General features: G+C 73.1%; 8 protein-coding genes and 1 pseudogene. 2 read left to right on the plus strand and 7 right to left on the minus strand.

All coding sequences use genetic code 11. The features are described from left to right. Nucleotides 1–45 precede the first annotated feature (45 nt). Together B1H19_RS14805 and lepA are read right to left on the minus strand one after the other, a co-directional pair. Entirely contained in the window at nucleotides 46–1,935 is a 1,890-nt protein-coding gene (locus B1H19_RS14805) for an AMP-dependent synthetase/ligase (protein WP_083105194.1), read from the minus strand. A gap of 487 nt (nucleotides 1,936–2,422) precedes the next feature. Beyond that, entirely contained in the window at nucleotides 2,423–4,291 is a 1,869-nt protein-coding gene (gene lepA / locus B1H19_RS14810; protein ID WP_083105195.1) for a translation elongation factor 4, read from the minus strand. A gap of 330 nt (nucleotides 4,292–4,621) precedes the next feature. Between lepA and rpsT the strand changes: the two genes are divergently transcribed. Further along, nucleotides 4,622–4,888: a 30S ribosomal protein S20 gene (rpsT, locus tag B1H19_RS14815; protein ID WP_083105196.1), complete on the plus strand. Its 267-nt coding sequence runs from the start codon at nucleotides 4,622–4,624 to the stop codon at nucleotides 4,886–4,888. Nucleotides 4,889–5,313: 425 nt separating this feature from the next. Here rpsT and holA read toward each other — a convergent pair whose 3' ends face one another. Beyond that, the gene (gene holA / locus B1H19_RS14820; RefSeq protein WP_083105197.1) at nucleotides 5,314–6,300 is read right to left on the minus strand and encodes a DNA polymerase III subunit delta; all 987 of its coding nucleotides are present in this window, start codon (nucleotides 6,298–6,300) and stop codon (nucleotides 5,314–5,316) included. A 282-nt stretch (nucleotides 6,301–6,582) separates the two neighbouring features. On the opposite strand from holA, the gene B1H19_RS40620 reads away from it, so the two are divergent. Further along, nucleotides 6,583–6,819, plus strand: a complete 237-nt coding sequence (locus tag B1H19_RS40620) for a hypothetical protein (RefSeq protein ID WP_083109649.1) — start codon at nucleotides 6,583–6,585, stop codon at nucleotides 6,817–6,819. A 175-nt stretch (nucleotides 6,820–6,994) separates the two neighbouring features. Here the strand turns inward: B1H19_RS40620 and B1H19_RS14830 are convergent. The 4 genes and pseudogenes from B1H19_RS14830 to B1H19_RS14845 form a co-directional block, all read right to left on the minus strand. Then, nucleotides 6,995–9,604, minus strand: a pseudogene (locus B1H19_RS14830) (ComEC/Rec2 family competence protein); the annotation flags it as partial. Next, a complete protein-coding gene (locus B1H19_RS14835; RefSeq protein ID WP_083109650.1) occupies nucleotides 9,601–10,605 on the minus strand; it encodes a ComEA family DNA-binding protein in 1,005 nt (334 codons plus the stop codon). The gene B1H19_RS14835 and the pseudogene B1H19_RS14830, both read right to left, overlap by 4 nt. Nucleotides 10,606–10,726: 121 nt before the next feature. Further along, nucleotides 10,727–11,572: a DegV family protein gene (locus B1H19_RS14840; protein ID WP_083105198.1), complete on the minus strand. Its 846-nt coding sequence runs from the start codon at nucleotides 11,570–11,572 to the stop codon at nucleotides 10,727–10,729. 148 nt (nucleotides 11,573–11,720) lie between these two features. Next, nucleotides 11,721–12,440, minus strand: a complete 720-nt coding sequence (locus B1H19_RS14845) for a hypothetical protein (protein ID WP_083105199.1) — start codon at nucleotides 12,438–12,440, stop codon at nucleotides 11,721–11,723. Nucleotides 12,441–12,519 lie beyond the last annotated feature (79 nt).

Consider the following 12,519-nt stretch of genomic DNA (forward strand, 5'->3'; position numbering starts at 1 on the left):
CCACCCCGCCCCGCAGACCCCCGGGCCTGGCGTCGTCCGCCTGCGCTACGCCTCCCGCGCCCCCGCGTACATCTCGTCGAGCAGGTCCTTGAACGCCCGCTCCACCACGGGCCGCTTGACCTTGAGGCTGGGGGTCACCTCGCCGTGCTCGATGTCCAGGTCGCGCGGCAGAATGCGGAACTTGCGGATCTGCTGCCAGCGCTGGAGACCCTCGTTGACCCGCTCGACATAACCGTCGATCAGCTCGCGGACCTGGTCAGCGGCGACGACCTCGGCATACGGCTTGCCGTCCAGGCCGTGCTCCTCGGCCCAGCCCAGGATCGTCGGCTCGTCGAGGGCGATCAGCGCGGTGCAGAAGTTCCGGTTGGCGCCGTGCACCAGCACGTTGGAGACGAACGGGCAGACCGCCTTGAACACGCCCTCCACCTCGGCCGGCGCGATGTACTTGCCGCCCGAGGTTTTGATCAGGTCCTTCTTGCGGTCGGTGATCCGCAGATAGCCGTCCGCGGACAGCTCGCCGATGTCGCCGGTGTGGAACCAGCCGTCCTCCTCCAGCACCTCGGCGGTCTTGTCCGGCAGGCCGTGGTAGCCCTGCATGATGCCGGGGCCGCGCAGCAGGATCTCGCCGTCCTCGGCGATCCGCACCTCGGTGCCGGGCAGCGGCTTGCCGACGGTGCCGGTGCGGTACGCCTCACCGGGGTTGACGAAGCTGGCGGCGCTGGACTCCGTCAGGCCGTAGCCCTCCAGGATGTGGATACCGGCGCCGGAGAAGAAGTAGCCGATCTCCGGGGAGAGCGCGGCCGAGCCGGAGAGCGCGGCGCGCAGCCGCCCGCCGAACGCCTCGCGCAGCTTGGAGTACACCAGCGCATCGGCGACCTTGTGCTTGGCGCCGAGCGCGAAGGGCACCGAGGCGTTGCCGGTGCGCTGCAAGTTGTCCTGCGAGGTCTTGGCGTACTCGCGGGCCACCCCGGCCGCCCACTGGAAGATCTTGTACTTCGCGGCGCCGCCCGCCCGGGCCTTGGCCGCGACGCCGTTGTAGACCTTCTCGAAGATCCGCGGTACGGCGGCCATGTACGTGGGCTTCACGACCGGCAGATTCTCGATGATCTTGTCGACCCGGCCGTCGACGGCGATCACATGGCCGGTCGCGATCTGCCCGGCGGTCAACACCTTGCCGAAGACATGCGCCAGCGGCAGCCAGAGGTACTGGACGTCGTCCTCGGCGATCAGCCCGGTCGCCTGGATCGCGCGGGCCATGTACGACCAGCAGTCGTGCGGCAGCCGTACGCCCTTGGGGCGGCCGGTGGTGCCGGAGGTGTAGATCAGCGTCGCCAACTGGTCGGCGCGCAGCCCGGCGACCCGCTCCTCGACACAGCCCGGGTGCTCCTCCAGATAGGCGGCGCCGCGCTTCTCCAGGTCGGCGAGCGAGAGCACCCAGCCGTCCGGGTCACCCTCGACCGACTGCGCATCCGCCTCGTCGATCACCACGACATGCGCCAGCTCGGGCAGCTCGGCGCGCCTCTCGCGGGCCTTGGCGAGCTGGGCGGCGTCCTCCGCGATCAGCACCCGGCTGCCCGAGTCGACCAGGATGTAGGCCGTCTCCTCGGTGTTGGTGCTGGGGTAGACCGTGGTGGTGGCCGCGCCGGAGCACAGCACACCGAGGTCGGCCAGGATCCATTCGACGCGGGTGTTGGCGGCCAGCGCCACCCGCTCCTCGGGCCGTACACCCAGCGACATCAGCCCCGCCGCGACGGCGTGGACCCGCTGCGCGGACTCGGCCCAGGTGAGCGGCTTCCAGCCATCCGGCCCGCCGCCGGGGGCGGGCGGGACCGGATAGCGGTAGGCCTCGGCATCGGGCGTGGCCGCCACCCGCTCCAGGAAGAGGGTCGCCACCGAGGGCGGCCGGTTTTCGATCAGCGTGTGGGTGTCCGTCACGGCATCCTCCGGGGCCCGCTTCGTTGCTGGTGACTCGCGAGTAACCTTTGAGCAGAGATCAGGGTAGAGCGCGTTGCGCCGCCGCGTAAGGGGCTGCGGCCGACTGGTTCAGGATGTAACCAGTGCGATAGGTGCACATAGCACGCGCACCGCCCGCCAGAGAGCCGCGCCACCGGCGGCAGGACGGGGTGCGCGTCCAAAACTCCAGGTCACTGGCCGTATCACGATGCATACGCCCCGAACATGCGACGCTCCGCAGGTTTCTCGGATGCGCCCCGCGGACGGACCGATGCGCACCCGGACGGGGGCACGGGCGGGCGGTGGGGCGGGCGGTCCCGGTGGGGCGGGCGCCGGCCACCGGAGCGGCGGGCGCGGGCCGCTGCGGATATGCGCAGGGCGCCGGCCCCCATGGGGACGGCGCCCTGACCGCAGAAGGCGTCCGACTCAGCAGGCGTCTGCCGCTACGTCTTCGCTTCCCGCGGCTTCGTCACTTCTTCTTGTCGCCGTCGGTGTCCGAGGACAGCACCGCGATGAAGGCCTCCTGCGGGACCTCCACGCTGCCGACCATCTTCATCCGCTTCTTGCCTTCCTTCTGCTTCTCCAGCAGCTTGCGCTTACGGGAGATGTCGCCGCCGTAGCACTTGGCGAGGACGTCCTTGCGGATGGCGCGGACCGTCTCACGGGCGATGACCCGGCTGCCGATGGCGGCCTGGATCGGCACCTCGAAGCCCTGCCGCGGGATCAGCTCGCGCAGCTTGGCGACCAGCCGCACGCCGTATGCGTACGCCTTGTCCTTGTGGGTGATCGCGGAGAACGCGTCCACCTTGTCGCCGTGCAGCAGGATGTCGACCTTGACCAGGTCGGAGGTCTGCTCGCCGGTGGGCTCGTAGTCCAGCGAGGCATAGCCGCGGGTCTTGGACTTGAGCTGGTCGAAGAAGTCGAAGACGACCTCGGCGAGCGGCAGGGTGTAGCGGATCTCGACGCGGTCCTCGGAGAGGTAGTCCATGCCGAGGAGGGTGCCGCGGCGGGTCTGGCACAGCTCCATGATCGCGCCGATGAACTCGCTGGGGGCGAGGATCGTGGCCCGTACGACCGGCTCGTGCACCTGGTCGATCTTGCCGATCGGGAATTCGCTGGGGTTGGTGACGGTGTGCTCGGTGCCGTCCTCCATGTCCACGCGGTAGACCACGTTCGGCGCCGTGGCGATCAGGTCCAGCCCGAACTCGCGCTCCAGGCGCTCGCGGATGACCTCCAGGTGCAGCAGCCCCAGGAAGCCGACGCGGAAGCCGAAGCCGAGGGCCGCGGAGGTCTCCGGCTCGTAGACCAGCGCGGCGTCGTTGAGCTGGAGCTTGTCCAGCGCCTCGCGCAGCTCCGGGTAGTCCGAGCCGTCGAGCGGGTACAGCCCCGAGAACACCATCGGCTTGGGGTCCTTGTAGCCGCCCAGCGGCTCCTCGGCGCCCTTGGTGAGCTGGGTGATGGTGTCGCCGACCTTGGACTGGCGGACGTCCTTCACACCGGTGATCAGATAGCCGACCTCGCCCACGGACAGACCGTCGGCGGCCAGCATCTCCGGGGAGTTCGTACCGATCTCCAGCAGCTCGTGCGCGGCGCCGGTGGACATCATCCGGATGCGCTCACGCTTGCTCAGCGTGCCGTCGACGACCTTCACGTACGTCACCACGCCGCGGTACGCGTCGTAGACCGAGTCGAAGATCATCGCGCGGGCGGGCGCGTCCTTGACGCCGACGGGCGCGGGGACCTCACGGACCACCTTGTCCAGCAGCTCGGGGACGCCGACACCGGTCTTGGCGGAGACCTTCAGGACGTCCTCCGGGTCGCAGCCGACGAGGTTCGCCAGTTCGAGGGCGAACTTCTCGGGCTGCGCGGCCGGCAGGTCGATCTTGTTCAGTACGGGGATGATCGTGAGGTCGTGCTCCATCGCCAGGTAGAGGTTGGCGAGGGTCTGGGCCTCGATGCCCTGGGCGGCGTCGACGAGGAGGATGCAGCCCTCACAGGCGGCGAGCGAGCGCGAGACCTCGTAGGTGAAGTCGACGTGGCCCGGCGTGTCGATCATGTTGAGGATGTGGGTGGTGCCACTGGCCTCCTCGCCCTCGGAGGGCGACCAGGGCAGCCGGACCGCCTGGGACTTGATCGTGATGCCGCGCTCGCGCTCGATGTCCATCCGGTCGAGATACTGCGCGCGCATCTGCCGCTGGTCGACGACACCGGTGAGCTGGAGCATCCGGTCGGCGAGCGTCGACTTGCCGTGGTCGATGTGCGCGATGATGCAGAAGTTACGGAGGAGGGCCGGGTCGGTACGGCTCGGCTCCGGCACGTTCGTAGGGGTCGCGGGCACGCAGGGTCCATTCAGTGAACGCGGGTAGGCGGGACTCGGATATGTGACGTCTTCCCCATGGTCCCATGACCTGGGGCCGGGGTGAGGGTCGGCGGGGTCGGGCGGGGCCGCGGCGGTTCCGGGCGGGCCCGGGGGCGTCTCGCCGTGGGGCTGGGGGCGTCTCGCGGTGGCTGCGGGCGGGTTCCGGGGCGGTTCCGTGGCGGTTCAGGGCCGGCTCCGGGCCGGTTTGGGTGGCCATACGCCCTGCTGGTAGCCTGGTCCACTGCGCTTCGTGCCCTCTCTCGTGCGCGGCGCAACTCGAAACTCCAACGAACCTGAAAAGGCTCTTTCGTGGCGAACATCAAGTCCCAGATGAAGCGGATCAAGACCAACGAGAAGGCTCGGCAGCGCAACAAGTCTGCCAAGTCGGCTCTGAGCACCGCGATCCGTCGCACCCGCGAGGCCGTGGAGGCCGGTGACCTCGAGAAGGCCACCGCCGCCCAGGCCCTGGCGGCCAAGAAGCTCGACAAGGCCGTCAGCAAGGGTGTCATTCACAAGAACGCCGCCGCCAACAAGAAGTCGGCGCTGGCCAAGAAGGTCGCCGGCCTCAAGGGCTGACCCTTCCCCGTTTGACCTGTAACACCTCCGCCGCCAGGGACCCAGCGGCCCCTCTCACCGCTCCCTGACCGGCACCCCGCGCCGCACACGGCCTGCGTTCGCCACGCGGGTGCGGCGCTCCCGGCCCGCCCGGCGGTATCCGCCGACGGAGCCGCGACAGCTTGATACGAAGACCCCGCTCACGCCCCTTCCCCGGGGCGGAGGCGGGGTCTTCGTCATGCGGTGGGTGGGGCTCGGCCGCACCGGGGTGGGCGATCGGCGGGGCGATCACGGCCTCGGCGATCCGGGCGTCCGTGATATTCGCCACCGGGGCGTTCTCCTCGGAGCCCCGGCGCGGACCTGGCGGGCTACGCGTACACCCGCGGCCGGCCGGCTGGTCCACCCGGTCGAGCCGGTGGGGCCGGGGCGGGCGGCGCGGACGGGTCTCAGCGCTGTGACCGGGCCGCCCGGGCGATGGCGACGATGGCCTTCTCCAGGGCGTACGCGGGGTCGTCCCCGCCGCCCTTGACCCCCGCATCGGCCGCCGCCACCGCCCGCAGCGCCGTCGCCACGCCGTCCGCCGACCAGCCGCGCATCTGCTGCCGTACCCGGTCGATCTTCCACGGCGGCATGCCCAGGTCACGGGCGAGGTCGCCGGGGCGGGCGCCACGTGGGGCGGAGGCCAGTTTTCCGATGGCGCGGACGCCCTGGGCCAGCGCGCTGGTGATCATGACGGGGGCGACGCCGGTGGCGAGCGACCAGCGCAGCGCCTCCAGCGCCTCCGCGGCCCGGCCCTCGACGGCACGGTCCGCCACCGTGAAGCTCGACGCCTCGGCCCGTCCCGTGTAGTAGCGCGCGACGACGGCCGGGTCGATCGTGCCCTCGACATCGGCGGTCAACTGCGAACAGGCCGAGGCCAGCTCGCGCAGATCGCTGCCGATCGCATCGACCAGCGCCTGGCACGCCTCCGGAGTCGCGGAACGGCCGATGGCTCGGAACTCGCCCCGTACGAACGCCAGCCGGTCCGCCGGCTTGGTCATCTTGGCGCAGGCCACCTCGCGCGCCCCGGCCTTGCGGGCAGCATCCAGCAGCCCCTTGCCCTTGGCGCCGCCGGCATGCAGCAGGACGAGCGTGATCTCCTCGGCGGGCGACCCGAGATACGCCTTGACGTCCTTGATGGTGTCGGCGGAGAGGTCCTGTGCGTTGCGCACCACCACGACCTTGCGCTCGGCGAAGAGCGAGGGGCTGGTGAGCTCGGCGAGGGTGCCCGGCTGGAGCTGGTCGGGGGCCAGATCGCGGACATCGGTGTCCGCGTCGGCGGCGCGGGCGGCCGCCACCACCTGCTGCACCGCGCGGTCGAGGAGCAGGTCCTCCTGGCCCACGGCGAGCGTGACGGGGGCGAGAGGGTCGTCGTGAGCTGTCTTCCTGGCCATCGCGGTCCAGCATCCCACGCCCCACTGACAGCGCCGCCCCGGCTGCCTCGCTCCCGGACGTTCTGCCCGCGGTCACGACTTCCCCCTGCCTACCGTCCCCCCGCCGTCCCGCCGTCCCTTACGTGCGGTCCACCCCCGTCCCGCCGGGCTCGCCGTCTGTCGTGCTGCCCGGACCGGCCTTCGCCGCCCGCCGTCCCGAGTGCCCGTCCCCTGCCGGACAATGGACCGGTGAGCGACGCAGCACAGGCACATCCGGCCCCGCACCCCCACCACGCCCCGCCGCTGCGGCACGTCCTGGTCCTACCCGACCGCGATGCCGCCGAGGAGGTCGCGGAACGGCTGGCCGAACTCCTCGGCCTCACCGAGGAACCCCAGCTCGTACGGGACGCCCTGGCCGGCGAGGACGACGCCGAGGACGCGCAGTGGCTGGTCGTGGTCGAGGACCCGGACGCGGCCCACGACCCGGCGCGGCTGGACGAGCTGGCGGCCGAGTACGACGGATGGCGCGAGGCCGAATAGACGGCAGCCGGATGCCGGCCGGCCCGGGGTCGCCCGCTGGGCGTCCGCTCGGTGGCGAACCGACGGCGGGTGCGGTCGGCCACGGGCCCCGCGCCGACCGGCGGGGCCCGCTCCCCGGAGGCGGTCTGCTGCCCCGGCCCCCGCGCCGCAGACACCCGCGGACCCGGCGCCGACGGCCGCGCAGCACGGCGGTCAGCCGGTCGTGGGTGCCGAGCACCGCGAGGGAACCGTCGGTGTCGGTGCGCAGCACCCGGGCGCCCTGGGCGCGGAGCTCCGCGACGGTGCGGGGCGAGGGGTGGCCGTACGGATTACCGGCGCCCACCGATATCAGGGCCAGGCGCGGCGCCAGGCGGTGTATCAGCTCGGGATCCTGATAGGCCGAGCCGTGGTGTGCCACCTTGAGGACGTCGACGGCAGGCAGCTCCGGGTGGGCGGCCAACAGGGCCTGCTGGGCGGGCGGTTCGAGGTCGCCGAGCAGCAGGAGGGTCAGACCGCCCGTCCGCACGAGCAGGGTGACGCTGGAGTCGTTGGGGTCGGGGGGAACGGGGGTCGGTGCCTGGACTCCCGTTCCCGGCGCTTGGGCGGGCGGCCAGAGGACCTCCCAGCTCAGGGAGCCCAGGCGGCGACGCTCCCCGGCCACGGCGCGGATGACCGGCACATGGGCCGCCGCGGCCCGGCGGCGTACGAACTCGGCCTGCCCTGAGGGGACATCGAGCGTGGTGGTCTCGATCGCGCCGACCGCTCGGCCGTTCAGCGCGCCGGGCAGGCCGTCCACGTGGTCCGCATGAAAATGCGTCAGCACGAGAAGCGGAATGCGGCGGATACCGAGGTCGGTCAGGCAGCGGTCGATGGCGCGGGGCTCGGGGCCGGTGTCGACGACGAGGGCCGTACCGTCTCCGGCCGCCAGGACCAGGCCGTCGCCCTGCCCCACGTCGCACACCACCGCCCGCCAGCCCGGTGGCGGCCAGCCGGTGAGGATACGGGTGAACGGGGCCGGGCGGCAGACCGCGAGGACGAGTGCCAGGGCGCACAGCACACAGAGCCAGCGGTGGCGCAGCAGGCGGCGGCCGACCGCGACCAGGGCGACGGTGACGGCCGCCAGCAGCAGGCCGCCCTGCCAGCCGCCCGGCCAGTCGAGTTCGGCCCCCGGCAGCGAGGCGCCCGTACGGGCGAGAGCGGCGACGGCTTCGGTGGGCCAGGCGGCGCACCACGCCACGGCCTTGGCGACCGGCAGGGCCACCGGGGCGAGGGCCAGGGCAGTGAAACCGAGGACGGTGGCCGGGCCGACGGCGAGTTCGGCGAGCAGATTGCAGGGCACGGCGACCAGTCCGACCCGGGCGGCGAGTACGGCGACGACGGGCGCACAGACTGCCTGGGCGGCGGCCGCCGCGGCGAGCGTCTCGGCCAGACGGAGCGGCACCCGGCGCCGTTGCAGGGCGGCGCTCCAGCGCGGGGCGAGAAGGAGCAGCGCGCCGGTCGCCAGGACGGAGAGCACGAAGCCGTAACTGCGGGCGAGCCAGGGGTCGTAGAGCACCAGCAGTAGGACCGCGGCGGCGAGCGCGGGCAGCAGGGAACGCCGGCGGCCGCTGCCGATCGCGAGCAGAGTGAGCAGGCCGCAGGTGGCGGCCCGCAGCACGCTGGGGTCCGGTCGGCACACGACGACGAAGGCGAGCGCGAGCGCGCCGCCGATGAGGGCGGTGGTGCGCAGCGACAGGCCCAGGCGCGGCGCCAGCCCGCGGCGTTCGGCGCGCAGGGCGAGATGCGGTGGGCCGATCAGCAGGGCGAGGACGAGGGTGAGGTTGCTGCCGGAGACGGCGAGCAGATGGGTCAGATCGGTGGCGCGGAAGGCGTCGGCCAGATCCGGCGGCACCCGTGAGGTGTCGCCCACGACGAAGCCGGGCAGCAGCGCCCGCGCATCGGGGCGCAGCCCGTCGGTCGCCTCGCGCAGGCCCGCCCGCAGCCTTCCGGCCAGCCGCTGGAGGGCGGACGGCGGGCCCGTGCGGACCGGCGGGGCGTCGGCGTCGACCCGCAGCACGGCGGCGACATGGTCGTCGGCCGGCAGCGGCGGGGCGGTGCGCGCCACCACCCGGATACGGGTCGACGGCAGCAGACCGCGCCACCGGGCGGACGGCCCGCCCCGCGCCTCGTCCCCCTGGCGTCCCCCGGTGTCCGGTGCGCCGTTGCCATGACCGTTGCCCTGCCCGCTGTCCTCCGCCGTTCCCTTGCGCTGTCCCTGGACGACGACCAGCGTCGGCGTGCGGACGGCGGTCACCGCTCCGTCCGGTGCGGTGACACGGACCGCATCGGCGGTGAACACCAGTGCCGGGGGCGTCCGTTGGGAACCGCGCACGGTGGATCGGGTCGGGCGCGGATCACCGGTGACCACCAGCTCGGCCGTGACCTGTGCGTACCGCTGCGCCCAGCCGGGCAGCGGCCCGCGCCGCAGATCCGCCGCATGCAGCGCCGCGGAGGCGGCCCCGGCCGCGGCGCACAGCAGCACCGCCGCCAGCGCGACGAACGCACCGGCCGACCGGCCTCGGGGAGAGGAGCCGCCGCCGCTCCGGCGCACCGCCGCCTCCCGCAACGCGATCAGCGCCAGACCCACCGCACCGGCGCAGAGCGCCGCCACCACACCGCCCGGCGCCCCCAGGCCGATCGCCGCGGCGCCCCAGGCCGCCAGCGCCGGCGCGACCAGGCGCAGATCGGCCGGGCCCTCCTGCTGCGGGTCCGAGTCGCCGTACGGCGAGCCCACCGAGGCGTGCTCCGGGGCACGGGTGGCGGTCATGGCTGCACCAGCGGACGAAGATCGGCGAACCGCCGATCGCCGATCCCGGTCACCTGACGGAGCTGGTCCACGGACGTGAAACCGCCGTGCCGGGTGCGGAATTCGACGATGTGCCGGGCGAGGACGGGCCCTACCCCGGGGAGGGCATCGAGCTGCTGCTCGGTCGCGGCGCTGAGGCTGACCGGCCCTCCCCCGCCGGCCGCGGCCCCGTTCCCCGCAGCCCCGTTCCCCCCGGCACCCGCCGCCGTCCCCGCATTCCCCCCGCTCCCGGCACTCTCCGTATCCGCGGCGCCTGCCGCGCGTGGTTCGCCCACCACGATCTGCTCGCCGTCGGTCAGCAGCCGCGCCCGGTTCAGCCCGAGGGTGCTCGCCCCGTGCAGCACACCGCCCGCGGCCCGTAACGCATCGGTCACCCGCGACCCCGGTGGCAGCCGGTGGATCCCGGGGTGCCGGACCTTGCCCGCGACATCGATGACCAGCTCTTGTGCCCTTCCGCCCGGTGCCCGGCTCGCCGTCGCGCCGGGCACCGGAAGGGACCGGGACGAGGAGGGTGAGAGGGAGGGAGACAGGGACGACGGCCGGGAACCGGCGCCCGGCGCCGCCTCCGCCCTTGCGGCCGCCGGGGCACGTACCGGCTCCGGGCTCGCACCCCAGAAGTGCTGTACGGCGAACCCGAGCGCCACCACGAGCACCAGGGCCAGCGCGGCGAGCGCCTTGGGGTCCGTGCCGCACCGTAACTGCACCCAGAGCGGCAGCCGTTCCCGCACCCCCAGCCATACCCGCTCCCCTCGGCTCGGCCCCGGAGAGGCAGGCGGATCCGGCAGGTACGGCGGCTCCGGCGCATCGGGGGGATCGGGCGGGTCCGGCGGAGCGCTCGGGCCCAGGACGCCGGGCCCCGCTCCCGCCTCCGCGAAGAGGGCGGCGGCCCGCTCCCGGGCAGACGGTGCAGCAGAGGGTGGAGCAGCGGATGACGCAGGCCACGCGGCCGATCGAGAGTTCATGACCCCGACGCTAGGCACCCCCCGCCGATCTCGCCGAGTCGGCTCAATTTCCGTGGATAACGGACCAGTTGTGGATAACTACGTCACCCACAAGAGCCCCGGCCCCCGGCCCTCGTCTCCCTCACCTCGGCGACACCACGGCCCCCAGCAGCCCCGGTCCCGTATGCGCGCCGATCACCGCGCCCACCTCGCTCACATGCAGCTCCTGAAGACCCGGCACCCGCTCGCGAAGCCGCTGGGCCAGCGCGTCCGCGCGCTCCGCCGCCGCGAGATGGTGGACCGCGATATCGACCTCGCCCTCCCCCGCCCGCTCCGCGGCGATCTCCTCCAGCCGTGCAATGGCCTTGGACGCCGTACGGACCTTCTCCAGCAGTTCGATACGCCCGTCGGCGAGTTGGAGGAGCGGCTTGACCGCCAGCGCGGAGCCGAACAGCGCCTGGGCCGCGCCGATCCGGCCGCCACGGCGCAGATAGTCGAGGGTGTCGACGTAGAAGTAGGCGGAGGTCCCGGCGGCCCGCTTCTCCGCGGCCGCCACCGCCTCGTCCACCTCCCCGCCGCACTCCGCCACCTCGGCCGCCGCGAGGGCGCAGAACCCGAGGGCCATCGCGACCATCCCGGTGTCCACGACGCGTACCGGAACCGGCGCCTCTTTGGCCGCGAGTACCGCCGCGTCATAGGTGCCGGAGAACTCCGAGGACAGGTGCAGCGAGACGATGCCGGTCGCACCGCTCTCGGCGACCCGGCGGTAGGTGTCCGCGAAGGTGGCGGGGCTGGGGCGGGAGGTCGTCACCGGGCGGCGCTTCTGGAGCGCCTGGGCGACGGATCTCGCGGAGATCTCGGTGCCCTCTTCGAGGGCCTGGTCCCCCAGGACGACGGTCAGCGGTACGACTGTGATGCGGTGACGTACGAGGGCCGCCGGCGGCAAGTAGGCCGTGGAATCGGTGACGATGGCGACATGGCGGGACATGACTGGGAGGTTAGCCGGGGAACGCGGCACCCGACAGTGGCGGCCCCTCCCCAAGATCTTCCATGTTTCCCCAAGCCTGCGCCAAGAGGCCTGCATGCGGCGGGTTGGCGCCTCCCACGGCTCCCGCGACCTCGCGCGGCCGGCATCGTCAGCGCGGGGGCTCCTCCTGCCTCCGCGCCTCCTTCTCCCAGGCGTACGTCGGCCGGCCGTGCGGATCGCGGGCCGTGATCGCCGGCGGGTGCTCCTCCGCCGGGCCCCGGGAACCCGCATCCCGCGCGGGACGCTGCCGCGCCTCCGGCCCCGCGCCGGCCTCCGCCCCCGGCTCCTGCGTCCAGTGCCGCAGGGCGCCCGCCTCCAGGTCGATCTGGTCGCCGAGCGCCGCCAGATCGTCGTCGGCGAACCTGCGGGCCCGGTCGCGGGCAGCCCAGCGCAGGGACTCCGCGGAGTGGGTGATCCGCTCCATGCGTTCGCGCAGGTCGGGCAGGCGGGCCGCGATGGTGGCGCGGTCGGGCTCGGATTCCAGGCGCTTGAGCTCTCCGTCGAGCTCGTGACCATGGGCGCTGAGGCGCTCGAAGAGGCGTACCGACTCGGCGAGGGAGGCGTCGTCCCGGGAGCCGGTGCGCAGCGCCTCCTGTGTGGCGCGCATGGACGTCCGCAGCGAGAGCCGCAGCTGGGCCAGCTCGCCGGACACGCCCGGCTGGGTGAGCTGCCGGGCCCGCAGGCCGGTGTCCTCGACGGTGCGCCGGGCCTGGGCGACCGAACGGTCCACACCGCGCTTGGCCGCCTGGACGGCCTTGAACGTGACGAACACCCCGGCGGCGACGAACAGCGCGAAGAGCAGCGCGAAGACCGCGACGACTACGTCCATGAACTCTCCCGGGCGGTGTGCATGAACTCCCCCAGCGATTTCCCAGCGGTTTCCCAGCGGCTTCGGCGCCGGGTCGTCC

This window comes from Streptomyces gilvosporeus, from assembly GCF_002082195.1.
In the GTDB taxonomy this organism is placed as follows: Bacteria; Actinomycetota; Actinomycetes; order Streptomycetales; family Streptomycetaceae; genus Streptomyces; species Streptomyces gilvosporeus.

Bases quoted from the DNA above. Each gene is read 5' to 3' on its own strand.
- holA (WP_083105197.1), bottom strand. From the start codon at position 6,300: ATGGCCAGGAAGACAGCTCACGACGACCCTCTCGCCCCCGTCACGCTC.
- B1H19_RS14835 (WP_083109650.1), bottom strand. From the start codon at position 10,605: ATGAACTCTCGATCGGCCGCGTGGCCTGCGTCATCCGCTGCTCCACCC.
- B1H19_RS14840 (WP_083105198.1), bottom strand. From the start codon at position 11,572: ATGTCCCGCCATGTCGCCATCGTCACCGATTCCACGGCCTACTTGCCG.
- B1H19_RS14845 (WP_083105199.1), bottom strand. From the start codon at position 12,440: ATGGACGTAGTCGTCGCGGTCTTCGCGCTGCTCTTCGCGCTGTTCGTC.